Source organism: Streptomyces sp. NPDC091282, from assembly GCF_044757385.1.
GTDB lineage: Bacteria > Actinomycetota > Actinomycetes > Streptomycetales > Streptomycetaceae > Streptomyces > Streptomyces gramineus.
Map to the genome: position 1 here is coordinate 1,041,343 of NZ_JBIVUX010000002.1, position 24,130 is coordinate 1,065,472.

Below are 24,130 nucleotides of genomic sequence, written 5' to 3' on the forward strand. Positions count from 1 at the left end.
GACCACTCGACCCGCCCCACACACCGGAGCTCTCCCATCATGGCTGCCGCCGCAATCCGTCCGTACGATGTGCTGCTGGTCGAGGACGACGTCGCCGACGCGATGCTCATCCAGGACGCACTCACCGAGCGCGGTACGCGCAATCTCACCCAGGTCTCCAACGGCGTCGAGGCCCTGGACTACCTGCGCGACCCGGACAACGAACGCCCCGACCTGATCGTGCTCGACCTGAACATGCCCCGGATGAACGGGCGCGAGTTCCTCGCCGTGGTGAAGGAGGACGCCGAGCTGCGGACCATCCCGGTCGTGGTGCTCACCACGTCCGTGGCCCCCGACGACGTCAACGGCGCCTACCACCACCACGCCAACGCCTACGTCACCAAGCCCGTCAACCTGGAGGAGTTCGAGACGGCGGTGCGCAGCATCGACGCCTTCTACCTCGACATCGCCGTCAAGCCGCCGAAGGAGTAGCGGCCCGGCCGGGCCGCCGGTCTTACGGAGTCGTGACGTGCGGGCGCGGGCACGGGATCCGGTGGCCGTGCGGGCCTAGCGTGGCCGTATGCGAGTACTGGTCACCGGCGGTGCCGGGTTCATCGGGTCCCACGTCGTGGAGGCGCTGACGGCGCGCGGGCACGAGGCGGTCGTGTTCGACGTGCGGGACGATCCGGGTGCCGACGTGCGCAACCCGGCGGCGGTCGCGCGGGCGCTCGGCGGCGTGGACGCGGTCTGCCACCAGGCCGCGATGGTCGGGCTGGGCGTGGGGTTCTCGGACGCGGCGGAGTACGTCTCGCGCAACGACCTCGGTACGGCCGTCCTGCTGTCCGCGATGGCGGAGGCGGGGGTGAGGCGCCTGGTGCTGGCCGGGTCGATGGTCGTGTACGGCGAGGGCCGGTACGAGTGTCCGCGCCACGGTGTCGTACGGCCCGGGCCGCGCGCGGTCGCCGGTCTGGAGGCCGGCCGGTTCGAGCCGGTGTGCCCGGTGTGCGGGGCCGACCTGGCGCCGGGGCTGGTCGCGGAGGACGCGCCGGCCGATCCGCGGAACGTGTACGCCACCACCAAGCTGGCCCAGGAGCACCTGGCTGCCGCCTGGGCCCGGTCGACCGGCGGGTCCGCGGTGGCGCTGCGCTACCACAACGTCTACGGCCCCCGGATGCCCCGCGACACCCCCTACGCCGGTGTGGCCGCGCTGTTCCGCTCCGCGCTCGCCCGGGGTGAGGCGCCCCGCGTGTTCGAGGACGGGCGGCAGCGCCGGGACTTCGTGCACGTCCGGGACGTGGCCGCCGCCAACGCGGTGGCCCTGGAGGCGCGGGCGGAGCCGGGGGCGCTGACGGCGTACAACACCGGCAGCGGCGAGCCGCACACCGTGGGCGAGATGGCCCGCGCGCTGGCCGAGGCCTACGGGGGTCCGGAACCGGTGGTCACCGGGGAGTTCCGCCTCGGTGACGTACGGCACATCACGGCCGACTCGGCGCGGCTGCGGGCCGACCTCGGCTGGAAGGCCGAGATCGGCTTCCCGGAGGGCATGCGGGAGTTCGCACGAGCCGGGATGCGCGGCGCGTAAGCCGTGTGTGCGGATACGTCCTGGCACCACCCGGAGACCGGCCTCACGCCCGACGGCGGTGCCGGGAAACCGGGGCCAGGCGTCGCACCGCGGACCGGGGCCGAACAGGTCCCGGGCCGCCCATGAGCCGGTGGTGCTGTCCGCGATCAGGAAGCGGCGGCGGGCAGCACCACCTCGAAACGGCAGCCGCCGGGGATGTTGTGCACGGTGGCCCGGCCCTGGTGGGCCTCCACGATGCCGCGGACGATGGCGAGGCCGAGGCCCGCGCCCGCCGGGGGCGTCCGGGCGTGGCTGCCGCGCCAGCCGGTGTCGAAGACGCGCGGCAGGTCCTCCTCGGGGATGCCGCCGCAGCCGTCCGTGACGGACAGCACGACACCCTCGGGGCCGCGCTCGGCGGCGACCGCGACCGTGCCGTCGGGCGGCGTCCGGCGGATGGCGTTCACCAGCAGGTTGCCCAGCACCCGGCTCATCTCCTTGCCGTCCACCTCGACCGGCACCGGTTCCACCCGGCCGCCGACCAGCCGTACGCCCTGTTCGCGGGCGAGCGGGTCGGCGCCCGCGAGGGCGTCGCCGACGAGGTCGTACAAGGACATGCGGCTGGGGCTCAGCGCGAGCGTCCCGGCGTGGATGCGGGAGAGTTCGAAGAGGTCGCCGACCATGTCGTTGAGGCGTTCGACCTCGGTGCGGATCTGCTTCAGATACCGGTCCGGGTCGGCGGCGACGCCGTCCTCCAGCGCCTCCGACATGGCCCGCAGCCCGGCCAGCGGGGTGCGCAGGTCGTGCGAGATCCAGGCGACCAGTTCCCGGCGGGAGGTCTCCAGCGCGCGTTCCCGCTGCCGGGACTCGGCGAGCCTGGCGCTGGTGGCGGCCAGCTCGCGGCTCACCTCGGCCAGTTCGGCGGTGGCCGGGGCGGCCGGCGCGGCGAAGTCGCCCTCCTCGCCGAAGGAGCGGGCCGCGAGGACGAGTTCACGGCTGCGGGCGCCGACCCAGCGGCCCAGTATCAGCGCGCTGGCGAGCGAGACCGCGGCCGCCATCGCCACCACCGTCGTCACCACCGACAGGTCGTGCGAGGACAGGAACATCGCCCAGGCGACGGCCAGCGTGCCGGCCAGCATCGCGACCACGCCGACGGCGGCGACGACGGCGATGGACGCCGTGAGCGAGCGGCGCCGCAGCAGGCGCAGCGCGGCCGCGCCGGCGAGCCCGCTGAGGGCGGCGCCGGCCAGCGCGTACAGGGCGATCAGCAGGGTGTCGCGCACGTCAGTCCTCCTCCGTGGCCGCGGCCTCGGGGTCGAAGCGGTAGCCGACGCCCCACACGGTCTGGATCAGGCGCGGCCGGGCCGGGTCGTCCTCGACCTTGGCGCGCAGCCGGCGGACGTGGACCGTCACGGTGGACAGGTCGCCGAAGTCCCAGCCCCACACCTCGCGCATCAGGTCCTCCCGGCCGAACGCCCGTCCCGGGTTTCGCAGGAAGAAGGCGAGAAGGTCGAACTCGCGCAGCGTCAGGCCGAGTTCGGCGCCGTTGCGGGTGGCCCGGCGGGCGCCGGGGTCCAGGGTGAGGCCGGCGGTGGAGAAGGAGCGGGCGGCGGGCGCGGGGCGGGCGCGGCGCAGGACCGACTCCACCCGCAGGACCAGTTCGCGGGGGCTGAAGGGCTTGGTGACGTAGTCGTCGGCGCCGACCTCCAGGCCGAGGATCCGGTCGTCCTCGTCACCGCGCGCGGTGAGCATGATGACCGGGACGGGGGCCCGGCCGCGCAGCCGCCGGCAGACCTCCAGGCCGTCCATGCCGGGCAGCATCAGGTCGAGCACCACCAGGTCGGGCCAGTGGGCGGCGGCACGGGTCAGGGCGGCGGGGCCGTCGTCGGCGTGGTCGACCAGGTACCCGGCCCGGTCGAGGTATCCGGTGACGACCTCGGCGACGGTCGGGTCGTCGTCGACGACCAGGACCCGGGTGGCGGCGGGGGCGGCCCGGTCCTCGGTGAGCTGGTGCGGCTGCTGCATGCCTCCACCCTCGCACCGGGCCCTCGCGGGCGTCGCACCCGAGGGCGGCCGCGGGCCGCGACGTCCGCGTTTCGTAAGGAGCCGACGCCCTTTATGTCCGGTTCGCGTTCGTAGGGTGACACCGTGACCACCTCACCGGACTGCCCGACGACGGACGTGGACGTCGTCCTCCCCTGCCTGAACGAGGCCGATGCCCTGCCCTGGGTGCTCGGCCGGATCCCGCCCGGCTGGCGGGCCCTCGTGGTGGACAACGGCTCCACCGACGGCTCGGCGGACATCGCCCGGTCGCTCGGCGCGACCGTCGTGCACGAGGCTCGGCGCGGTTTCGGCGCCGCCTGCCACGCCGGGCTGACCGCGGCGACCGCCGGCATCGTCTGCTTCTGCGACTGCGACGCCTCGCTGGATCCGGGGCTCCTCGTGCCGTTCGTGCGGGAGGTCCACGACGGTGCGGCGGACCTGGTGCTCGGCCGCCGGCGGCCGCAGGGCCGCGGGGCCTGGCCGGCGCACGCCCGGGCCGGGAACCTGGCGCTGGCGCGGATGCTGCGGCGCCGGACCGGGCTGCGGCTGCACGACCTCGGTCCGCTGCGCGCCGCCCGGCGCGAGCCGCTGCTCGCGCTCTCCCTGGACGACCGGCGCAGCGGCTACCCGCTGCAGATGGTGGTGCGGGCGGCGGACGCCGGCTGGCGGATCGCCGAGCACGAGGTGCCCTACCGGCCGCGGACCGGCGTCTCGAAGGTCACCGGCACCTGGCGGGGCACCTGGCAGGCGGTCCGGGACATGAGCCGGGTGCTGAACGAGGCGCCCCGGGTGCCGGCCGGCGCGGACCGGCCGCGCAGTTCCTCGCGCCCCTGAGGGCGCGCGTCGCGCCGACCGTCCGCACCAGTCAAGGAACCCTCACATGACCACTCTCCTCGTCATCGCCAAGGAGCCCCGGCCCGGCCGGGTCAAGACGCGGCTCACCCCGCCGTTCACGCCCGCGCAGGCCGCCGGCCTCGCCGAGGCGTCCCTCGCCGACACCCTGGACGCCGTGGCCGCGGCCCCCGCCGGCCGCCGGGTCCTCGTCCTCGACGGGGAGCCGGGGCCCTGGCTGCCGGCCGGCTTCGACGTCGTGCCGCAGTGCGCGGGCGGCCTCGACGCGCGGCTGGCCGACGCCTTCGCCCACTGCCGCGGTCCTGCCCTGCTCATCGGCATGGACACCCCGCAGGTCACCCCGGACCTGCTCACCGTGGACTTCGCCGACTGCGACGCGTACTTCGGTCCCGCCGAGGACGGCGGGTTCTGGGCGCTGGGGCTGGCCGACCCGGACCCGGCGCTGCTGCGCGGGGTGCCGATGTCCACCGCGCGGACCGGCGCCGTCCAGCGCCGCCGGCTGGTCGCGGCCGGACTGCGGGTCGCGGACCTGCCGCTGCTGCGGGACGTGGACACCGCCGCGGACGCGTCCGCCGTCGCCGCCCTCGCCCCGCACGGCCGCTTCGCCGCCCGCCTCGCCGAGTCCCCGGCCCGCCGCGGGACGGGCCGCCGATGACCACCTCACCGCCGCTGCCCTGGACCGGTGCCGACCCCTACGCCGCCGCCCTGCGCACCGGCCGCGGCCCGCTGTTCCTGCGCCGGGCCGACGGATGGCTGCTGCCGCTGGAGGTGGAGCGCTGGTGCGCGCGGGCCGACCAGGTCGACCGGCAGGTCCTGGACCGCTGCGAGGGCGCCGTCCTCGACGTCGGCTGCGGGCCCGGCCGGCTCGTCGCCGAACTCGCCGGGCGCGGCCGTACCGTGCTCGGGATCGACGTCAGCGCGGCCGCCGTCGACCACACGGTGCGCCTCGGCGGCCAGGCGCTGCGCCGTTCGGTCTTCGACCCGCTGCCCGGCGAGGGACGGTGGGGCACCGTGCTGCTCATGGACGGCAACGTCGGGATCGGCGGCGATCCGCGCGGTCTGCTCGACCGGACGGCCCGGCTCCTGGCGCCGGGCGGCCTGCTGATCGCCGAGACCGCCCCGGTGGACGTGGACGAACGCGCCCGGGTCCACCTCACCGACGCCCACGAGGCGGTCGGTGCCCCGTTCCTGTGGGCGCGGCTCGGCACCGCGGCCCTGCTGCGGTACGCGCGGGGCTGGGAGCGGGCCGGTCAGTGGGCGGCGGGCGGGCGCCGCTTCGTCGCCCTGCGCAGCCGGAGGGCGAGCAGCAGTGCCGAGCCGCCGAAGAGCACGGCGGTGATCAGCAGCCAGCGGGCCGGATAGCCGTCGGCGGACCGGCCGGTGGCCGACCGGTAGTGCTCGGCCACCGTCCCGCTGATCAGCGGGAACCACACGAGCAGGAGCAGCAGGGAGAGCGCGGCCGGCACCCGGACGTACATGGCCCACCGCCGGCGCCCGGCGGCGCCCAGTTGGCGGACCGCCGCCCGGTCGGCCAGCGAGTACAGCGGCAGCAGCACGAGGTCGTGCAGCAGGGCCGCTCCCACCACCCACAGCACCACGCCGAACCAGTCGCCGGACAGCAGCCGTACGCCGGCATAGGCGGCGAGCGCGAACGAGCAGGCCAGCAGCAGGATCTGGAGCGGGCTGCCGAGCGGGAGGCGCAGCCGCCGCAGCAGGGCACCGGTGGGCAGGGGCGGGCGCATCACAGGTCTCCGAAGGTCATCCGGGCCACCCACTTGGTGTTGAGCACACCGGGCGCGGCGGGCACGATGACGCGCGCCGGGTAGCCGTGGTCGGGGGACAGGTCCTCGCCGTTCACCGTCAGGGCGAGCAGCGAGCGCGGGTCGGCGACCTGGTTGGCGCGCAGGGCGGCGTGCCGGAAGGCGCCGTGCAGCTGGAGCGACTCGACGAGCACGTCCGGCGGATCGCCGTGGTGGCCGACGAGCGCGGCCAGGTCGCGCAGCCGCACGCCGCGCCACCACTGGTCGGCGGTGGACCAGCCCTCGACGCAGGCGATGGGCAGCGCGGCGCTGTGCTGGGGCAGGGCGAGGAGGTCGGCGCGGCTGAGGCGGACGGTCCGGCCGTCGCGTCCGGTGACGGCCAGCCGCCAGGCGTCGCCGCCGGTCGTTGTGGCGTCGATCCCGGCGTAGGCGGCCGTCTTGTTGATCTGGAACCCGTTCGGCCCGCTGCCGGGGTCGGCTCCGCCGTGCGGGGCGAGCAGCGCGGTGCGCCGCAGCGCGCCGCCGATGCTCTGGCCGGCCGTGGTGACGAGCAGCAGCAGGGACGCGCCGCCGACGAACCAGAGCGCGCCGCGCCGGGACACGGTCGGCGCGTCCGGACGGGCCGGTGCCAGTTCGCCCTCGTCCCGCCGCAGGTGCCGGACCGCCCTGAGCGCCGTCGGCGTCTTCAGCGCCGCGTGCGCCAGGAAGGCGGCGAAGAACACCCAGGCGCCGTAGAAGTGCAGGGGGTAGAAGGAGCCGGGGAAGACGTAGTCGAGCTGGACGTTGAGGACGCCGGTGGTGAACTCGAACAGGCCGCCGCCGACCAGCAGCAGCAGCGAGATCCGCTCCAGCGCGTGGGCGAGGGAGCGGGCCGGGGGCAGCGTGAACAGCTTCGGCACCACCGACCACAGCTTGGCGAGCAGCACCGGGATCAGGGTGACGCCGAGGGTGACGTGCAGGCCCTGGGTGAGCCGGTAGAGCCAGTACGGGTCGGTCGGCCACGAGAACAGGTAGAAGCCGAGGATCCCCTTGTCCGGGGTCTGGTCGTTCACCGGTGCCAGGTTCGGGTTGTACGCGGCGTACGACACCAGGCCGGTCACGAACAGCACGGTGATGCCGACGAGCAGCACGAGGCCGAGCACCGAGGTGAACCAGGTGCCGCGCAACGGGCTGCGCCAGAAGCCGGGTGAGGTGGGAAGCCGGGGGTCGTCGTGTCGCATGGTCAGACCGTAGGCCGGGGAAACCCCCGGAACGGCCGCGCGACCCATGACGAAAGTCTGACGTCAGCCACATGATCCAGGCTTTCGCCCGGTCGCCGACCTAGCGTTCCGCTGTGACCCGCTCTTCCCGCCGTGATCGCCGCGCCGATCTGTTCGCCGTCCTCGCCGCCGTCCTGCTGGTGCTCGCCGCCGTGCTGGTCGGCCGGCACCTCCAGGACGCCTACCGCGTCCTGTTCGTGCACTGGCCGCCGCTGTTCGCCGACTGGGACCCGCACGTGGGTCCGGGCACCCCGGCCGCGGTCCTGGTCGCGGGCGCCGTGACGGCGTACGGGCCGAACCTGGCGGTGCGGCTGCCGTGGCGCGGGCTGCTGGCCGCGGCCTGGGCCGCCTGTCTGGCCTGGACGTGGTCGCTGGCGCTGGTGGACGGCTGGCGGCGCGGCGTGGCCGGCCGGCTCACCACCACGAACGAGTACCTCACGGTCATCGGCCGGTTCCACGACATCCCGGCGACCCTGCGGGACTTCACCCACCACATCGTCAGCGGCACCCCGTCCCCGTGGCCCGCGCACATCGCCGGGCACCCGCCGGCGGCCACCCTCACCTTCGTCTACCTGGACCGGATCGGGCTGGGCGGCGGCGGCTGGGCGGGCGCCTGGTGCATCACCGTCGGGTCCACGGCCTGCGTCGCCGTGCTGATCGCGGTGCGGGCGCTGGCGGACGAGCCGCTCGCCCGGCGGGCCGCGCCCTTCCTGGTCATGGCACCGGCCGCGGTGTGGGTGGGCGCGTCGGCCGACGGCTACTTCGCGGCGGTCGCCGCCTGGGCGGTGGCGCTGCTGGCGTGGGCGGTGACCGGCCGGTCCGCGGGGTGGGCGGCGGGCTCCGGACTGCTGTACGGGCTGACCTGCTACCTGTCGTACGGCCTGACGCTCTTCGCGCTGATCGGGGCGGCGGTGCTGGTGCTCGGCCGGCGCCGGGTGCGGGCGCGGCCGGTGGTCCTGGCGCTGCTGGCGGCGGGCACGGCGGTGGTCCCGGTGGTGTTCACGCTCGCCGGGTTCGACTGGTGGGAGGGGTACCGGCTGCTGGTCACCCGCTACTACCAGGGGGTCGGCGGCACCCGCCCGTACGGCTACTGGGTGTGGGCCAACCTGGCCTGCACGGTGGTCGTCGTCGGCCTGGCCACGGTGGCGGGGCTGCGCCGGGCGGGCGCGACGCTGGTGCGCCGCCGTACGGCGGGCTCCGCGCGGGTGCGCCTCGCGTTCCTGGTGGCGGTCGCGCTGCTCACGCTGCTGGTGGCCGACGTGTCCGGGATGAGCAAGGCGGAGACGGAACGGATCTGGCTGCCGTTCGCGATGTGGCTGCTGCCGGCGTGCGCCTTCCTGCCCCGGCCGCGTGCCTGGCTGGCGGCGCAGGCGCTGGTCGCGCTGCTGGTGAACCACCTGCTGTTCACCGGCTGGTGACGGCCCGTCCGCGCGGGCACGGTCCGCGATCGGCGGGGTGCGGCGGCCCGCGTCAGGGCTGCCGGATCCCGCTCGCCACGTCCGGCTCCGCCCCGGTGCCGGCCGCCGTCACGAGCCGGGCCAGCAGCCGGGCGAGGTCCCGCGCGTCCACGGCCCCGGCGAGCAGCCGGGTCTGGTCGGCGCGGACCCGGTCGGCGGCGCGCCGGTAGAGGTCGTCGCCGCGCGGGGTGAGGTACAGCAGGACGCGGCGGCGGTCGTGGGGGTCGGGGCGGCGGTGGACCAGGGTGGCGGCGACCATCCGGTCCACGAGCTTGGTCAGGCTGGGCGCGGGCATCAGCGCGAACTCGGCGATCTCCGACATCGGATGGCCCCGGCCGTCCCCGACGATCGACAGGACGCGCCACTCCTCGACCGTGCACTCCTCCTCGGCGAGCACCGCGGCAAGGCGGCGCACCACGCGCCGTTCGGCGTGGCTGAGGAGGTGGGCGAGGTCCGGCGAGGAGGGTGCGGAGGGCATTGCCGGTGTCCTTCCGGTAGGTCTACTGTGCGCGCAGAATACGAGCCTCCGCGAGGGCGCCGGGGCCCGGGACCGGATGTCACGCTCCCCACGCCCGCACGGAGGTGGCCCCATGCGCACGCCGCCGGCCGGCCTCTCGGACACGCCCTTGGTCGTCGCCCTGGTGGTGCCGTCGCAGGGACCGGCGGGGGTCTTCGGCCCGTCGTGCGAGTCGGCCGCGCGCCTCGCCGCGGAGGAGACCAACGCCGCGGGCGGTGTGCTGGGCCGGGAGATCCGGCTGCTGACGGTGGACGGCGGGGCGGCGCCGCGCCGGGTGGCGGCCGAGGTCGGTTCGCTGGTCGCGCTGGGTGCGGTGGACGGGGTCGTGGGCTGGCACACCTCGGCGGTCCGGCAGGCCCTGCTGCCCCGGATCGCGGGCCGGGTGCCGTACGTGTACACCGCGCAGTACGAGGGCGGCGAGCGGACCGAGGGCGTCTTCCTGACCGGTGAGAGCGACGCCGCCCAACTGCTGCCCGCGATGCGGCTGCTGACGGAGACGGCCGGGGTACGGCGCTGGTGCACGGTCGGCAACGACTACGTCTGGCCCCGGGTGACCGCCCGCGCGGCGCGGGCGCATGCGCGTGCGTGCGGGGGCCGGGTGCGGGACGAGGTGTTCGTGCCGCTCGGCACGGACGACTTCGCGGCGGTGCTGCGCCGGGTCGAACGGTGCGAGGCGGACGGGGTGCTGATGCTGCTGGTCGGGGCGGACGCGGCCCTCTTCAACCGGGAGTTCGCGCGCCGCGGCCTGCACCAGCGGTGCCTGCGGCTGAGCACCCACATGGACGAGAACATCCTGCTGGCCACGGGCGCGGAGGCCACCGAGGGCCTGTGGGCGGCGGCCGGTTTCTTCGAGACCCTGGCGACCGCGGAGAGCCTCGACTTCGGCGCCCGCTACACGGCCCGGTTCGGCGTGCACGCGCCCGTCGTGGGGAGCCTCGGCGAGTCGTGCTTCGAGGGGGTACGGCTGCTGGCCGCGCTGGCGGAGCGGGCCGGGTCGCTGGACGTGCGGGCGATGTGCGCGGTACGGGACTCGGTGTCGTACGAGGGGCCGCGCGGTGCGGTGCGGCTGCGCGGCAACCATCTCGCGCAACGGCTGTACCTGGCGCGGGCGGACGTCTTCGACTTCCACGTCGTCACCGAACTCTGAGGCCAACTCGTCTTCCAGGAAGGTTACTTCCCGCAGGAAGTATCAAGCCTTGTCTTTTAAAGCTGGTGAAACGTCCGGGAAACAGCGCGCCGCGACCCTTCCGTGCAGACGAACCGGGGACGAGAGAGGGCACAGTCGTGACGGAAACCGTCGGCAAAGAGGCGCCGCCCGCCGGGGCGGACGGCAAGCGGGCCTACAACGAGTGGGCGAAGAACGACACGCTGGAGGACTATTCGCTGCGCTACGCGCCGAAGTCCTTTCGCCGCTGGACCCCCTATGTGGTGGCCACGACCGCGCTGGGCGGCATCGCCTATCTCGCGGACTTCGCGATCGGCGGCTCGATCGCCGTCTCCAACGGCTTCTCCAGCGCGCTGGCGGCGATCCTGACGGCCGCGGTGGTCATCTTCCTCACCGGCATCCCGATCTCGTACTACTCGGCCAAGTACTCCATCGACATGGACCTGTTGACGCGGGGCGCCGGCTTCGGCTACCTCGGTTCGACGCTCACCTCCGTCATCTACGCCAGCTTTACCTTCATCTTCTTCGCCCTCGAAGGCTCGATCATGGCGCAGGCCCTGGAGCTGGGCCTGCACATCCCGCTCGCGGTCGGGTACCTGATCTGCTCCCTCGTCATCCTGCCGCTGGTCGTCTACGGCATGACCGCGCTGTCGACGATGCAGGTGTGGACGCAGCCGGTCTGGCTGGTGCTGATGGTCGCGCCGTTCGTGTCGATCGCGATCCAGGAACCCGGGAAGTTCTCGGAGTTCACGCACTTCGCGGGCGACTCCCCCACCGGGTCGGGCATCAGCGTGCTCGGGGTCGGCGCGGGCGCGGGCGTCGCGCTGTCGCTGATCGCGCAGATCGGCGAGCAGGTCGACTATCTGCGGTTCATGCCGGACAAGACTGCGGAGAACGGCAGGAGGTGGTGGGCGGCCGTGCTCTCCGCGGGCCCCGGCTGGGTGGTGCTCGGCGCGGCCAAGCAGATCGGCGGCGCCTTCCTGGCCTTCTACATCGCCGGCAGCGTGGGCCTGGCCAAGGCCAACGAGCCGATCCAGCAGTACGTGCACGGCTTTCGGACCTTCGCCGCGCCCGTCGCGCTCGGCCTCGCAACGTTCTTCGTGATCCTCTCCCAGGTGAAGATCAACTCGACGAACGCGTACTCCGGTTCACTGTCCTGGTCGAACTTCTTCTCCCGGCTGACCCACCGTCATCCCGGCCGTGTCGTCTACATCTTCCTCAACGTCGGCATCGCCCTGGCGCTGATGGAGGGCGGTGTCTTCGGCTTCCTGAACACCGTCCTCGGCTTCTACTCCAACGTGGCGATCGCCTGGATCGGCGCGGTCGTCGCCGACCTGGTCGTCAACAAGCCGCTGGGCCTGAGCCCGTCGTACATCGAGTTCAAGCGCGCCCATCTGTACCACTTCAACCCGGTCGGCTTCGGTTCGATGCTGATCGCGTCGGCGGTCTCCATCGCCGCCTACTTCCACGCCTTCGGGGCGTACGCCAAGGCGTACTCCCCGTTCATCGCGCTGTTCCTGGCGATGGTGCTGTCACCGCTGTTCGCGGTGGTCACCAGGGGCAGGTACTACATCGCCCGCGTCGACAGCCTGGCGGAACCGCTGCTCGGCGCCGACGGGCTGCCGTCCGCGGCCGTGCTGACCTGCACGGTGTGCGCGACCGGGTTCGAGCGCCCGGACATGGCCGGCTGCCCGTTCCACTCGGGAGCCGTCTGCTCGCTGTGCTGCAGCCTGGAGAAGGACTGCCACGACTCCTGCAAGAGCGGGCCGGTCGCGCTCGCCGTGCCGGTGGTCCGCGCCACCGACTGACACCGGCCCGCACCCCCGCCCGTGGCCCGGCACGCGAACGCCGGGCCACGGGCGGACCGGTGTGTGTGACCACCCTCACCTCACCCGAGTCGAACTTCCCCCGCTCCCCGGCGTCCGGTCCTCGTCAGCACCCGGCCCGACGACCACGGAGCAGCCATGACCACGCCCCCGACCGGCCCCCTCACCACCGGAACGCACACCGTCGAGATCGACGGCCTCGCCCAGCGCTACCACGTGCACGGCACCGGACCGGTGTGCGTCGCGCACTCCGGCGGGCCGGGCATCACCTGGGAGTACCTGCGGATGCCCGAGGTGGAGCGGCACCTGACGGTCGTCTACCCGGAACCGGCCGGCACCGGCGGCTCCGGACGGCTGCCCTCCCACCCGCACGGCTACACCCGGGCCCGCTACAGCCGGTTCCTCGGCGCGCTGACCGAGCACCTCGGCGTCGGCCCGGTGCACCTGCTCGGCCACTCGCACGGCGGTTTCGTGGCGCAGTACCACGCACTGCACCACCGCGGGCAGCTCGCCGGGGTGATCCTCTACGACAGCCTGCCGGTGACCGGCCCCGAGCATCTCGCCCAGACCGTGCGCCGGTTCGAGGCGTTCGCCGCCCGGCACGCCGGCCATCCCGGGCTCCCCGAGGTGCTGGCGGCCTTCCAGGCCATGGCGGCCATCGACGGCGACGCCGCGCACACCGCCGTCGCCCGGGGGCTGTTCCCCGCGTACTTCGCCGACTACTGGGGCCGGGAGGCGGAGTTCGGGCCGCTCCGCGCGGCCCTGACGTCCACCTACGTCTCCGGCCTGGACACGGACCTCTCCCCCGACGTCGTCGACGACCGCGCCGCCCTCGGCCGGCTCACCGTGCCCGCCCTGGTGCTGGCCGGCCGCCACGACTTCATCTGCGGAGTGCGCCGGGCGGAGGAACTGCACGGCCTGATCCCCGGCTCGAAGCTGCTGGTCCTGGAGGACAGCGGGCACTTCGGTCACGTCGAGGAACCGGAGGCCTTCGCCCGCGCGGTGACGGACTTCGTGCGTCCCGGCGGCTGACCGGCGCCCGTACCGGCGGCGGGGCGGGGCCGGTGGTCAGGCCCGGCCGTGCGCCGGGGCCACGTCGTCGTCCTCCGCCTCGGCGCACGGCTCCCCGTCCTCGGCGCCCGGCAGGGTGGCCGGGAGCAGCGAGAGGTGGGCCATGTCGCCGGGCGGCGGCGTGCGGAACGACCACAGCGGCGGCGGGGTGCCGTCGGCGACCGCGGCCGGGGCGTCGGTGAGGTTCATACGCTCGCGCAGCCGGCCGTAGAAGTCCATCGGCGCGAGCCGGACCACCCGCAGCCGGGCCGGGGCCGCGTACACGCCGATCCAGTCGCCGGGCTCCAGGACACCGCGCACCTGGCCGTCGACGCTGACCGCGGCCTGACCCGAGCGTTCCAGGACCCGCAGGCCGACGGCCTCGTTCGGGGCGGTGACGACCGAGCGGCTGAAGGTCATGTGCGGGGCGACCGGCGTGAAGACGAGCGCGTCCGCCCGCGGCGAGACGACGGGGCCCCCGGCGGCGAAGCTGTAGGCGGTCGAGCCGGTCGGCGTGGCCACCAGCAGCGCGTCGGCGGAGTAGGAGGCGAGCAGCCGCCCGGAGACGTACACGCCGACGGAGACCTGGCGGTCCCGGGACAGCTTCTCCAGGACGACGTCGTTGACCGCGTAGAGGTGCAGGGGCACGCCCCACTCGGTGTCCTCCTCGCAGTCGCGGCGGATCTGGGGCGGCGGCAGCAGCGGGCCGCGGCCGTAGCGCATCAGGTCCTCCATGTCGGAGGGCACCTCCAGCCGGCGTGAGGCGCGCATGGTGAGCAGCATGCGGCTGTCGACGGTGAAGCGGTCGTCGCGGATCGCGTCCAGCGCCTGTTCCACCGAGCGGGCCGGCACCTCGGTCAGGAAGCCGACCCGGCCCAGGTCGACCCCGAGGACCAGGGCGTCGCTGTGGGCGGCGAGCCGGGCGCCGCGCAGGAAGGTGCCGTCACCGCCGAGGGTGACGATCAGGTCGGGATCACCGGCGGCCGCGACCTCCTCCTCGGAGCTGTGCCGTCCGCCGTCGTTCCACACGTCGATGTCCTTGCACGGCACGCCGTGCACCGCGGCCCACGCCCGCACGGTCCGGGCGGCGTCCACCGCCTCCGCCCGGCCTCCGTGCACCACCAGTCCGATCGCGTTCACCGTCATCTCCGCCTCCAGGGCACCGTGCGCGGCCGTTGTTCATACGCTGTCACGGCCGGGCGGATCTCACAGGACCGGGGGGACGGCGAGCCGGACGAGTTCGGCCGTGAGGCCGGTGCCGGGCGGGGCGCGGGCGGGCGCCGGATGCCACGGACGGCGGCGGGAGCGGCGGATTGGTGCTCCGTGTCGGCCGGGATCATCCTGGGAGAAGAGCCGGTCGTGCAGGTTCCGCGAAGGATGAGCGGCATGGAACGACGTCCCACCCCTCCCAGCAACCGGGCCGAGGGCCACGCCGTACCGCAGGGGGCGTACACCGCCGCGGTCACGGTCGACGAGCGGGGTGCCGTGACGGGCTGGAGCGACGGGGCCCGGCTGCTGCTCGGCTATCCGCCCGCCGAGATCCTCGGGCGGGACGCCGTGCTGCTGCTCGCCGAGCCGGGCACGGACGCCTGGCGCGAGGCGGCGGCGGGCCCGCGGTGGAGCGGGACCGCGGCCCTGCGCCACCGGGACGGGCACCGGCTGGACCGGGAGGTCCTCGTGCACCGCAGGCCCGCCGGGGAGCGGCCGGGCGGCACGGAGTGGCGGGTGGTGTCGGCGGTCACCGGACCGGCGGCCGCCACCGACCGGGCCCTCGGGGAGTGGGCCTTCGACCAGTCCCCGTGCGTCGCCGCCGTCTTCGACGACGGTCTGCGGCTGGTGCTGGCCAGCGTCGGGATGCAGCACAGCCTGTCGCTGACCGAGGCCACGATGCGCGGGCTGCGGCTGACCGACATCGCACCCTACGAGGGCGGCGCCGAGGCCGAGTCCGGCATGCGGCGCATCCTCGACGGCGGTGCCCCCGAGGACGTCCACCTGCGTCTGGACCCGGCCGACCCCGAGCACGACTGGCACGGACGGCTGGCCCCGCTGACCGACCACGAGGGGCAGGTGCGGGCGGTGACCCTGACCGCCCACGCCGATCCGGCCGAGCAACTGGTGTGGCGGCGGATGCTGCTGCTCAGCGACGCCGGTGTGCGCATCGGCACCAGCTCCGACATCCAGCGCACCGCGCGGGAGCTGGCCGACGTCGTCGTGCCCGCCTTCGCCGACGCCTGTGCCGTGGACCTGCTGGACGCGCCCAGGCCCGGCGCGGCGGCCGCCGACGGCCGCGCGCTGCGCCGGGCGGCGGTCCGGGCGGCGCCCCAGGGACCGCCGCTCGCCCATCCCTCCGGCGACGTGCTGCACTGCCCGCCGTGGTCGCCGGGGGGCCGGTGCCTGTCGGAGGGGCGGGGCGCGGTGTACGCGAGCGACGACGAGATGGTGACGCGCTGGGCGCGGGAGGATCCGCCGGCGGCCGCGTGGATCCGGGAGAGCCGCACGCACTCGCTGATGGTGGTGCCGCTGCGGGCGGCCGGCACCACGTTCGGGGTGGCCCTGTTCGGACGGAGCCTGCGCAGCGAGCCCTTCGACCCGGACGACCTGTGGCTGGCCGAGCAGCTGGCCGCCAGGACCGCCGTCAGCATCCACGGCGCCGAGCGCGCCCAGCGCCAGCACACCACCACGATGACCCTCCAGCGCAGCCTGCTCCCGCAGACGCTGCCCGAACAGGCGGCCCTGGACATCGCCACCCGCTACCTTCCCTCGGTCAGCCAGGCCGGGGTGGGCGGCGACTGGTTCGACGTGATCCCGCTGTCGGGCACCCGGGTCGCGCTCGTCGTCGGCGACGTGGTCGGGCACGGCATGCGGGCCGCCGCCACCATGGGCCGGGTCCGCACCGCGGTGCGGACCCTGGCCGACGTCGACCTGCCGCCGGACGAACTCCTCAGCCACCTCGACGACCTGGTCGTCCACCTCTCCGCCGAGGAGGCGAGCGCCGACAACGCCGAGGAGTCCGCGGGCGGGGTCGGCACGACCTGCCTGTACGGCGTGTACGACCCGGTCACCCGCCGGCTGACCGTCGCCCGGGCGGGACATCCGCCGCCCGCCGTGGTCGCCGCGGGCACCGTCCGCTTCCTGGACGTCCCGGCCGGTCCGCCGCTGGGTCTGGGCGGCCTGCCCTTCGAGTCCTTCGAGACGGAGCTGCCCGAGGGCAGCCTGATCGCGCTCTACACCAACGGCCTGCTGGAGCCCCGCGACCACGACATCGACGAGGCCCTGGACAAGATGTTCGGCGCGCTGGCCCGTCCCGCGCCGGACCTGGACGCCCTCTGCGACCGGGTCCTGAAGACCATGCTCACCCACCGCCCCGACGACGACATCGCGCTGCTCGTCGCCCGCACCCGGGCCCTGCACGCCGACCGGGTCGCCACCTGGGAGCTGCCCTTCGACCTGGCGGCCGTCGCGGACGCCAGGAAACAGGCCACGGACCAGCTGATCGACTGGCACCTGGAGGAGGCGGCGTTCATCACCGAGCTGATCGTCAGCGAGATGGTCACCAACGCGTTCCGGTACGGCCGGCCGCCCGTCCGGCTCCGGCTCATCCACGACGACCGCACCCTGACCTGCGAGGTCTTCGACTCCAGCAACACGGCCCCGCACATGCGGCGGGCCCACACCTACGACGAGGGCGGCCGCGGCCTGCTCCTCGTCGGCCAGCTCACGCAGCGCTGGGGCACCCGCCACGCCACCACCGGCAAGACCGTCTGGGCGGAACAGTTCCTCGCCGACCACTGAGGACGGCCGGGGGCAGGCGGTGGGTGCCCGCTAGGGACCGGCGGCCCGCCAGCCGGTCCAGCGGGTCACGGTCACCCGGACGACCGGACCGGCCGGCGGGCGTTCCCGGTACTGCGGGTACTTCTCCCGCAGCGGGCCGATCAGCGCCGCGTCGGCGGGCACCACGCACGCGTGACCGTCCGCCCGGACCCACCACAGGTGCTCCCAGTCCTCGTCGTACTCGTCCACGAGCAGGCTCACGGACGGCTGTACGGCGATGTTCCGCAGCCGCTTGAGGCGGGCCGTGGTCTTGGGCTTGTGGTCCACGGCGGTGACGACGCCGTCGGTCCCGTACCGGGCGAAGACGACCGGCACCAGGTGCGGGCGGCCGTCCGCGTCGGCGGTGGCGAGCCGTGCCACCCGTGCCGCGGCGAACCGCCGCCGTGCCTCGTCCCCGGCCAGTTCCGGCACCGCGTCCCCTTCCGGTCAGGCGCCGCGCAGCGCGTCCAGCACGTCGGCGTCCGTCAGCTGTGCGAAGTCGTCGTACCACTGGCCGACCGCCTGGAACACCGCCGGCCGGTACGGGCAGACGACGAGGTCGGCCTCGGCGGCGAGCGCGTCCAGGGAGTCGGGCGCGCCGACGGGGACCGCGAGCACGGTGCGGGCCGGACCCCGGCCCCGTACGTGGCGCAGCGCGGCGCGGGCGGTGCAGCCGGTGGCCAGGCCGTCGTCGACGACGATCACGGTACGGCCGCGCACCTCGGGCGCCGGGCGCCCCTGCCGGTAGCGGCGCTCGCGGCGGCGCAGTTCCCGCCGCTCCCGTTCCACGGCGTCGGCCAGGTCGTCCTCGCCCACGCCCAGGCGGAGCAGGGCCGTCCGGTCCAGGAGCGGCGGGTCGTCCCCGGTGATCGCGCCGATGCCGTACTCCTCGTGGTGCGGAGCGCCGATCTTGCGGACGACGAGGACATCGAGCGGGGCCCGCAGGCAGCGGGCGACCTCGGCGGCGACGGGCACGCCGCCCCGTGGCAGTGCCAGCACGACCGGGTCGGGCAGGCGCCCTTCCCCGCTCGGCCCCGCGAGCGCGGCGGCGAGGTCACGGCCGGCCTCGGCGCGGTCCCGGTAGCGCACGGCGCGTCCTCTCCGGTCGGGTCCGGTCCCCTTCCTCCATGGTCACACCGGACGACGCCGGGAGCCGCGCCGCTCGGCCGGTGAAGGTGTACCGGCCCTGAGCCGCCCGGCCGCCCGGCTTCTCCCGCGGAAGGTCCCGGCCTCGACGGCGGCGGTCCGTCAGAAGACCACCCACCAGCCTTCGCGGGCCGCCTGCCCGGCCGTGTAGGACACACCGTCGACCTTCAGGCCCGCGGCGTCGGTGAGTGTGATCGTGCCGCCGTGGTTGCCTAGCAGGGCGCCGCCGGACAGCGGTACGGCGAGCGCGGCACCGGCGGCCAGCGGTCCCGCCGGGACCGGGGACGCCCGGCCGGTGCGGTCCAGCAGGCGCCAGCCGGTGAGGTCGACCGGCGCGGGCGAGGCGTTGAGGAGGGTCACGGCCTCCGCCTCGGGCGCCGGGCCCGCCGGATCGACCAGCGCCGCGACGATCCGGACCGGCTGGTCGCCCGGGGCCGGGCGGGAGGTGTCGACGCCGTCCAGGGCGTGCCCGGTGACGTCGTCGGTGTGCCAGGCCTGGTTCTGGAAGGCCAGGAAGATCGCGACCCAGCGTTCCGCGTCCCGGCCGTCGCCGGCGTCGCCACCGCCGCCGCCGGGAAAGCGGATCAGCAGCCCGCCGTCCTGCCACACCCCGTCGTCGCCGCTGAAGCGGCCGCTGTTGCCCTGGTTCATGTGGATGTCGTGGACGCCGTTGCCGGGCAGGAAGCCGAACACCTTGTCGGCGACGCCGGGTTCGGGCCCCCAGCGCTCGCCGAAGAGGTACAGCCGGGCGCCCGGGTCGTCGACGGCACGGCGTACCCAGTGGTCGAGCAGGTCGGCCAGGTCGTTGTCGGGGCCGGAGCGGTCGGCGGGCAGGACGCGCATCGCCGCCGGGTCGAAGAGGTTGCCGCGCACGAAGTCGAGGTTGGGGCCGCCGGGACCGGCCGGGAGGGTGTTCCAGCCGCCCGCCAGGCCGTCCAGGCGGGCGGTGAGCGGGTGCGTGAAGTCGTCGTCGACGAGGTACAGCAGTTCCGCCGGCTTCTGCTGCGAGAGGACGTTGACCGCGGCCCGGTAGTCAACACCGGCGTCATCCGTGAGGTGGATCTGGTAGTGCGGGCTGTCACCGGCGCCCTCGCGCCGGACGCCGACGGCCCGGCCGATCAGTACGCCATAGGTCTTCAACGGCATGTCGACCAACTCCCCGTGGGGGCGGGCCGGTTTGCCCGCCCATGACGGGAATGGTAGGCGCCCGGGACGCGGTCAGGGCCGCCTTGGACGATTCCGGCGGTCCTGTGAACGGACGGTGTCCGTCCCGCGGCGCCTGGCCGGTTCTCTACGATCGTTCCGTGGTCACCTTCCTCCTCCACCGCACGGCCCCGCTCCCGATCGACGAGGCGTGGCGCCGGCTCACGGAGTGGTCCGCGCACGCCGATGCGGTCCCGTTGACGCGCGTCACCGTGCTCACCGAACCCCCGACCCACGAGGGCACGGTCTTCGTGGCCCGTTCCGGGTTCGGGCCGCTGTCCTTCGAGGACCCGATGGAGGTGACCGTCTGGGAGCCCCCCGAGGACGGCGGCGCGGGCCGGTGCCGCCTGGTCAAGCACGGCCGGGTGGTGCTCGGCTGGGCCGAACTGGAGGTGCGTCCGGGGCCCGGCGGCCGTACCCGGGTGATCTGGCGCGAGGAACTGCGGGTGCGCGGCGTGCCGTCTGCCTTCGACCCTCTGGTGCGGGCCGCCTCCCGGGCGGTGTTCGGACGGGCCGTCAACTCGCTGCTCAGGAAGGCGTAGCCGCCGCCCCTGACGTCCGCCCCTTGGCAGACCGCGGCCGCGCGATGGACAGTGGCCCTCCGGTGCCGAACGGTCACCGTGCGTCGACGCGGCCGGGAGGCTCGGAGGTGGCGTTCTTCTCGCCCGGGGAAGTCGAGTCGTTACGGCAGGCGGGGCACGCCCGCGCGTGGGGCCGGGGTGAGGTGCTGATGCGGGAGGGCGAACAGGCGGACTTCGTCGTGCTGCTGACGGCCGGTCTGGTGAAGGCCACCGTCGACTCGGCCAACGGCTACACCAGCCTGCTCGCCCTGCGCGGACCCGGTGAACTGCTCGGCGAACTCGCCTGCGTCGACGGCGGCCCGCGGGGCGCGACGGTCACCGCGATGCGCCGCTCGGAGGGCGTGGTGGTCGCCGCGGGCGCCTTCCTGCGGCTCCTGGAGCGGGAGCCGGGGCTGTCCCTGTCCGTCCTGCGCAGTGTCGTGGGCCGGCTGCGGGACTCCGACGGGCTGCGCGCCGAACAGGGCGCCCGCACCACCCGGTCCCGGGTCGCCGCGCTGCTGGTGAAGCTCGCGGTGGAGTACGGCTCGGCCGTGCTCGAGCCGCTGCCGGGTGCCGTCTCCGTCCAGGTCAACCAGCGTGAACTGGCGGCCGCCGCCGGGGCGTCGAGGGAGTCGGTGGTGCGCTGCCTGCGGGCGATGCAGCGGGAGGGGCTGGTGGCCACCGGGCGGGGCCGCACCGTCGTACTCGATCTGGCGGGGTTGCGGCGCTGGGCCGAGGAGTGAGCCGGGCGCGGCCGTGCACCGCGCGCGCACCGGAGCACCGCTCCCCCGCCGAACGCGTCATCTGACGCTGTACGGCATCCGGGAAGGCGCTTCCATCGTGCCCTGGCGCCCGGACCGGCGAGGCGATCGGGGGAACGGGCCGGGCGCCGGGCCGCGGGGTGGGCCGGCGGCCTCGTCAGGACCGGCGCCGGGGCCGGTGCTCCGGCCACCGCCGGGCCGCACGAGGCCGCCGGCCGGGTGGGGTTCGGCCCGCGGGGCGGGCAGGGCTCCACCGGATCCCGGATCCCGGATCCGGTATCCGGGTCGTCCGGCGGGCCGGCGAGGCCGCTCGCGCGCTCGTGGCGGGTCAGGCCACCGACCCGATCCGGCGTGCCGGTGCCGGGTCGTGGTGGATCGGGGTGTGCGCGCCGGTCAGGGACAGGCCCCGGCCGCCGCGGCGGTCGGCGACGACCTCGGCCGCGATCGACAGGGCGGTCTCCTCCGGGGTGCGGGCGCCGAGGTCCAGGCCGATCGGGGACCTGAGGCGGGCCAGCTCCAGCTCGGTGACGCCGACCTCGCGCAGCCGCCGGTTGCGGTCCAGGTGGGTGCGGCGGGAGCCCATCGCACCGACGTAGGCGACCGGCAGCCGCAGGGCGAGCCGGAGCAGCGGGATGTCGAACTTGGCGTCGTGGGTGAGGACGCACAGGACGGTCCTGCCGTCCACCCGCGTCCGCTCCAGGTAGCGGTGCGGCCACTCGACGACGATCTCGTCGGCGTCCGGGAAACGGGCTGGGGTGGCGAAGACGGGCCGCGCGTCGCACACCGTCACGTGGTAGCCGAGGAACTTGCCGACGCGGACCAGCGCCGACGCGAAGTCGATGGCGCCGAAGACGATCATCCGGGGCGGCGGCACGGACGACTCCACCAGGACCGTGAGCGGTGCTCCGCAGCGCGAGCCCTGCTCTCCGATCTCCAGGGTGCCGGTACGGCCCGCGTCCAGGAAGGCCGCGGCCTCGGCGGCCACGGTCCGGTCCAGTTCGGGATGGGCGCCGAAACCGCCCCGGTGGCCGCCGTCGGCGTCCACCAGCAGGGCGCGGCCGAGGAGTTCGGCCGGCCCGCCGACGATCCGTGCGACGGCCGCCGCCTCCCCCCGTGCGGCGGCGGCCAGCGCGGCCTGGAACACCGGCCGGGCGGGGTCGGCCGCCCGGACCGGGGTGACGAGGATGTCGATGACGCCGCCACAGGTCAGGCCGACGGCGAAGGCGTCCTCGTCGCTGTAGCCGAAGCGCTCCAGGACGGTGTCGCCGTCCTCCAGCGCCTGCCGGCACAGCTCGTACACGGCGCCCTCCACACACCCGCCGGAGACCGAGCCCACCGCGGTGCCGTCGGCGTCCACCGCGAGGGCGGCGCCGGGCTGGCGCGGGGCGCTGCCGCCGACGGCCACCACCGTGGCCACGGCGAAGTCACGGCCGTCCGCGACCCACCGGTCGAGCTCCTCGGCGATGTCCAGCATGTTCGGTCTCCTTCCGACAGGGTCGGGGATGGCGCGCCCCGAGGGGCGCTGGGGTCCCCCCGGCCGAAGACCGGGGGGGGACGGGCCCGCGGACGACCGCCGGCCGCGGCCCGTCAGGGCTCTGCCGGCGGAGCGTCTAGTGGACGCCGAGCCAGCTCTCGATGGGATGGAGGGCGAAGTAGACCAGGAAGATCACGGTCAGGCCCCACATGAAGGCCCCGATCTCCCGGGCCCTGCCCTGGGCCGCCTTGATGGCGGTGTAGGAGATGACCCCGGCGGCCACACCGGTGGTGATGGTGTAGGTGAAGGGCATCAGGACGACCGTCAGGAACACCGGGATGGCGGTGCCCCGGTCGGCCCAGTCCACGTGCCGGGCGTTCATCAGCATCATGGCGCCGATGACCACCAGGGCCGCCGAGGCGACCTCCTGGGGGACGATCGCGGTGAGCGGGGTGAAGAAGAGGCAGGCCGCGAAGAACAGGCCGGTGACCGCCGAGGCGAGTCCGGTGCGGGCGCCCTCGCCGACGCCGGTCGCCGACTCGATGAACACGGTCTGCCCGGAGCCGCCGGCCACGCCTCCGATCGCGCCGCCCGCTCCGTCGATGAACAGCGCCTTGGACAGACCCGGCATCCGGCCCTTGTCGTCGGCGAGCTTCGCCTCGGTGCCGACGCCGATGATGGTGGCCATCGCGTCGAAGAACCCGGCGAGCACCAGCGTGAAGACGATCATCCCGACCGTCATCGCGCCGACCTTGCCCCAGCCGCCGAACTCGACGTGTCCGAAGAGCGAGAAGTCCGGCATGGAGACGGCGGAGCCGTGCAGTTCGGGGGCGCCGTTGGCCCACTGCTTCGGGTCGATGACACCGAGGCCGTTGAGGACGGCGGCCACGACGGTGCCGCTGATGATGCCGATCAGGATGGCGCCGGGGACGTTCCGGGCCTGGAGCATGAAGATCAGCAGCAGGGTGCCGGCGAAGAGCAGCACCGGCCAGCCGGTGAGTTCGCCGGCCGGGCCGAGGCTGAGCGGGGTGGCCTTGCCCTGGTGCACGAAGCCGGACTTGTACAGACCGATGAGGGCGATGAACAGGCCGATGCCCATGGTGATGCCGTGCTTGAGCGCGAGCGGGATCGCGTTCATGATCATCTCGCGTAGGCCGGTGACGACCAGGAGCATGATGACCACGCCGTAGAGCACGCACATGCCCATCGCCTGCGGCCAGGTCATCTGCGGGGCGACCTGCGAGGAGAGCACGCCGGAGACGGACAGGCCGGCGGCGAGGGCGAGCGGCACCTTGCCGACGAAGCCCATCAGGAGCGTGCTGAAGGCCGCCGCGAACGCGGTCGCGGTGATCAGCGCCTTCTGCCCGAGGGCGTCCCCCGCCACGTCCTTGCCGGACAGGATCAGCGGGTTGAGCAGGAGGATGTACGCCATCGCCATGAAGGTGGTGACGCCGCCGCGGACCTCGCGCGCGACGGTGGATCCTCTGCCGGAGATGTGGAAGTACCGGTCGAGCCAGGACCGTCCGGCCGGGACGCGGGTTCCTTCACCCGCGTCGTCGGCGACGGTCTCCGGCTCCAGTGACTGCTGGGTCATATGGGCCTACTCCCAAGGTTCATAGGGGCACCCGCGGCATGCCGGTGGCGATGAGCGGGATTTGGGGAGTGCCCGACCCGGGGGACGGCCCGAGACGAACAGTTGACGGTCCTGGG

23 protein-coding genes are annotated in these 24,130 nt (G+C 74.6%); 12 read left to right on the plus strand and 11 right to left on the minus strand.

What is annotated here, in order from left to right:
- Nucleotides 1-39: 39 nt before the first annotated feature.
- Both ACIQOE_RS11750 and ACIQOE_RS11755 read left to right on the plus strand, forming a co-directional pair.
- Nucleotides 40-471, plus strand: a complete 432-nt coding sequence (locus ACIQOE_RS11750) for a response regulator (protein ID WP_365561246.1) — start codon at nucleotides 40-42, stop codon at nucleotides 469-471.
- Between the two features lie 88 nt (nucleotides 472-559).
- Nucleotides 560-1,561 (plus strand): NAD-dependent epimerase/dehydratase family protein, encoded by a 1,002-nt coding sequence (locus tag ACIQOE_RS11755; RefSeq protein ID WP_365561245.1) that lies wholly within the window; start codon nucleotides 560-562, stop codon nucleotides 1,559-1,561.
- Nucleotides 1,562-1,707: 146 nt separating this feature from the next.
- Here ACIQOE_RS11755 and ACIQOE_RS11760 read toward each other — a convergent pair whose 3' ends face one another.
- Together ACIQOE_RS11760 and ACIQOE_RS11765 are read right to left on the minus strand one after the other, a co-directional pair.
- Nucleotides 1,708-2,820, minus strand: coding sequence for a HAMP domain-containing sensor histidine kinase (locus tag ACIQOE_RS11760; RefSeq protein ID WP_365577165.1), 1,113 nt, complete (start codon nucleotides 2,818-2,820; stop codon nucleotides 1,708-1,710).
- Nucleotide 2,821: 1 nt separating this feature from the next.
- Complete coding sequence (locus tag ACIQOE_RS11765) at nucleotides 2,822-3,562, minus strand: response regulator transcription factor (protein WP_401411137.1); 741 nt, start codon at nucleotides 3,560-3,562, stop codon at nucleotides 2,822-2,824.
- Between the two features lie 123 nt (nucleotides 3,563-3,685).
- On the opposite strand from ACIQOE_RS11765, the gene ACIQOE_RS11770 reads away from it, so the two are divergent.
- From ACIQOE_RS11770 to ACIQOE_RS11780, 3 genes are read left to right on the plus strand one after another with little or no spacing between them, the layout of a single operon-like run.
- Nucleotides 3,686-4,414, plus strand: coding sequence for a glycosyltransferase family 2 protein (locus tag ACIQOE_RS11770; protein WP_351315877.1), 729 nt, complete (start codon nucleotides 3,686-3,688; stop codon nucleotides 4,412-4,414).
- Between the two features lie 46 nt (nucleotides 4,415-4,460).
- A complete protein-coding gene (locus ACIQOE_RS11775) occupies nucleotides 4,461-5,087 on the plus strand; it encodes a DUF2064 domain-containing protein (RefSeq protein WP_401411139.1) in 627 nt (208 codons plus the stop codon).
- Complete coding sequence (locus ACIQOE_RS11780; RefSeq protein WP_351315883.1) at nucleotides 5,084-5,794, plus strand: methyltransferase domain-containing protein; 711 nt, start codon at nucleotides 5,084-5,086, stop codon at nucleotides 5,792-5,794. The genes ACIQOE_RS11775 and ACIQOE_RS11780 overlap by 4 nt, the downstream gene beginning before the upstream one ends.
- Here the strand turns inward: ACIQOE_RS11780 and ACIQOE_RS11785 are convergent.
- Complete coding sequence (locus tag ACIQOE_RS11785) at nucleotides 5,683-6,174, minus strand: hypothetical protein (protein WP_351315886.1); 492 nt, start codon at nucleotides 6,172-6,174, stop codon at nucleotides 5,683-5,685. The genes ACIQOE_RS11780 and ACIQOE_RS11785 overlap by 112 nt on opposite strands.
- The gene (locus tag ACIQOE_RS11790; RefSeq protein ID WP_365561231.1) at nucleotides 6,174-7,412 is read right to left on the minus strand and encodes a molybdopterin-dependent oxidoreductase; all 1,239 of its coding nucleotides are present in this window, start codon (nucleotides 7,410-7,412) and stop codon (nucleotides 6,174-6,176) included. Before ACIQOE_RS11790 ends, ACIQOE_RS11785 begins: the two co-directional genes overlap by 1 nt.
- Nucleotides 7,413-7,525: 113 nt before the next feature.
- On the opposite strand from ACIQOE_RS11790, the gene ACIQOE_RS11795 reads away from it, so the two are divergent.
- Nucleotides 7,526-8,869, plus strand: coding sequence for a hypothetical protein (locus tag ACIQOE_RS11795; RefSeq protein WP_401411142.1), 1,344 nt, complete (start codon nucleotides 7,526-7,528; stop codon nucleotides 8,867-8,869).
- Nucleotides 8,870-8,921: 52 nt separating this feature from the next.
- Here the strand turns inward: ACIQOE_RS11795 and ACIQOE_RS11800 are convergent, their stop codons facing one another.
- Complete coding sequence (locus ACIQOE_RS11800; RefSeq protein WP_401411144.1) at nucleotides 8,922-9,386, minus strand: MarR family winged helix-turn-helix transcriptional regulator; 465 nt, start codon at nucleotides 9,384-9,386, stop codon at nucleotides 8,922-8,924.
- A gap of 112 nt (nucleotides 9,387-9,498) precedes the next feature.
- Between ACIQOE_RS11800 and ACIQOE_RS11805 the strand changes: the two genes are divergently transcribed.
- The 3 genes from ACIQOE_RS11805 (at nucleotide 9,499) to ACIQOE_RS11815 (ending at nucleotide 13,448) form a co-directional block, all read left to right on the plus strand.
- Nucleotides 9,499-10,572 (plus strand): substrate-binding domain-containing protein, encoded by a 1,074-nt coding sequence (locus ACIQOE_RS11805; protein ID WP_401411146.1) that lies wholly within the window; start codon nucleotides 9,499-9,501, stop codon nucleotides 10,570-10,572.
- 137 nt (nucleotides 10,573-10,709) lie between these two features.
- On the plus strand, nucleotides 10,710-12,398 hold the full coding sequence (locus ACIQOE_RS11810; RefSeq protein ID WP_365564747.1) for a hypothetical protein: 1,689 nt from the start codon (nucleotides 10,710-10,712) through the stop codon (nucleotides 12,396-12,398).
- Nucleotides 12,399-12,554: 156 nt separating this feature from the next.
- Nucleotides 12,555-13,448: an alpha/beta fold hydrolase gene (locus ACIQOE_RS11815; protein WP_401411148.1), complete on the plus strand. Its 894-nt coding sequence runs from the start codon at nucleotides 12,555-12,557 to the stop codon at nucleotides 13,446-13,448.
- Nucleotides 13,449-13,484: 36 nt separating this feature from the next.
- Here the strand turns inward: ACIQOE_RS11815 and ACIQOE_RS11820 are convergent, their stop codons facing one another.
- The gene (locus tag ACIQOE_RS11820) at nucleotides 13,485-14,612 is read right to left on the minus strand and encodes an NAD(+)/NADH kinase (RefSeq protein ID WP_351315895.1); all 1,128 of its coding nucleotides are present in this window, start codon (nucleotides 14,610-14,612) and stop codon (nucleotides 13,485-13,487) included.
- Nucleotides 14,613-14,852: 240 nt separating this feature from the next.
- Here ACIQOE_RS11820 and ACIQOE_RS11825 point away from each other — a divergent pair, with 240 nt between their 5' ends.
- A complete protein-coding gene (locus ACIQOE_RS11825; protein ID WP_401411150.1) occupies nucleotides 14,853-17,258 on the plus strand; it encodes a SpoIIE family protein phosphatase in 2,406 nt (801 codons plus the stop codon).
- 30 nt (nucleotides 17,259-17,288) lie between these two features.
- Here the strand turns inward: ACIQOE_RS11825 and ACIQOE_RS11830 are convergent, their stop codons facing one another.
- From ACIQOE_RS11830 to ACIQOE_RS11840, 3 genes are all read right to left on the minus strand, one after another.
- Nucleotides 17,289-17,708, minus strand: coding sequence for a TIGR03668 family PPOX class F420-dependent oxidoreductase (locus tag ACIQOE_RS11830; protein WP_365564759.1), 420 nt, complete (start codon nucleotides 17,706-17,708; stop codon nucleotides 17,289-17,291).
- Nucleotides 17,709-17,723: 15 nt separating this feature from the next.
- On the minus strand, nucleotides 17,724-18,365 hold the full coding sequence (locus ACIQOE_RS11835) for a phosphoribosyltransferase (protein WP_401411152.1): 642 nt from the start codon (nucleotides 18,363-18,365) through the stop codon (nucleotides 17,724-17,726).
- A 159-nt stretch (nucleotides 18,366-18,524) separates the two neighbouring features.
- Nucleotides 18,525-19,568 carry a DUF2278 family protein gene (locus ACIQOE_RS11840; RefSeq protein WP_401411154.1) on the minus strand — a complete coding sequence of 348 codons (1,044 nt, stop codon included), beginning with the start codon at nucleotides 19,566-19,568 and terminating at the stop codon, nucleotides 18,525-18,527.
- Nucleotides 19,569-19,726: 158 nt separating this feature from the next.
- Between ACIQOE_RS11840 and ACIQOE_RS11845 the strand changes: the two genes are divergently transcribed.
- Nucleotides 19,727-20,167: an SRPBCC family protein gene (locus ACIQOE_RS11845; RefSeq protein WP_401411156.1), complete on the plus strand. Its 441-nt coding sequence runs from the start codon at nucleotides 19,727-19,729 to the stop codon at nucleotides 20,165-20,167.
- 107 nt (nucleotides 20,168-20,274) lie between these two features.
- Nucleotides 20,275-20,928: a Crp/Fnr family transcriptional regulator gene (locus ACIQOE_RS11850; protein ID WP_365577150.1), complete on the plus strand. Its 654-nt coding sequence runs from the start codon at nucleotides 20,275-20,277 to the stop codon at nucleotides 20,926-20,928.
- A gap of 346 nt (nucleotides 20,929-21,274) precedes the next feature.
- On the opposite strand, the gene ACIQOE_RS11855 is transcribed toward ACIQOE_RS11850, so the two are convergent.
- The gene (locus tag ACIQOE_RS11855; RefSeq protein ID WP_401411158.1) at nucleotides 21,275-22,420 is read right to left on the minus strand and encodes an XdhC family protein; all 1,146 of its coding nucleotides are present in this window, start codon (nucleotides 22,418-22,420) and stop codon (nucleotides 21,275-21,277) included.
- A 136-nt stretch (nucleotides 22,421-22,556) separates the two neighbouring features.
- The gene (locus ACIQOE_RS11860; RefSeq protein ID WP_351937880.1) at nucleotides 22,557-24,014 is read right to left on the minus strand and encodes an NCS2 family permease; all 1,458 of its coding nucleotides are present in this window, start codon (nucleotides 24,012-24,014) and stop codon (nucleotides 22,557-22,559) included.
- Nucleotides 24,015-24,130: the final 116 nt, after the last annotated feature.